General features: G+C 70.6%; 1 protein-coding gene. It reads right to left on the reverse strand.

Annotation, left to right across the window (positions count from 1 at the left end):
• Window positions 1-252: ATP-binding cassette domain-containing protein (locus NLU14_RS22545; protein WP_275710815.1), on the reverse strand; the 252-nt coding region annotated here is incomplete at both ends.

Consider the following 252-nt stretch of genomic DNA (forward strand, 5'->3'; position numbering starts at 1 on the left):
GTGCAGCGCGAGATCGTCGAGCAGGACTTCGCCGGAGACCGGCTGGAGCATGCCCGACAGGCCCTGGAGCAGGGTCGACTTGCCGGCGCCGTTGCGGCCCAGCAGCGCCACCTTCTCGCCGGCCATGATGTCGAGGCTGGGCACGGTCAGCGCGGGCGGGTCATTGGGATCGCCATAGGAAAATACCGCCGAGCGCAGCGCGAAGCTGCCGGTGACCGCGGCGAGGGGAATGCGGTGCTCGGCGTCGGGGCT

The organism is Marinobacter iranensis, from assembly GCF_029207565.1.
GTDB lineage: Bacteria > Pseudomonadota > Gammaproteobacteria > Pseudomonadales > Oleiphilaceae > Marinobacter > Marinobacter iranensis.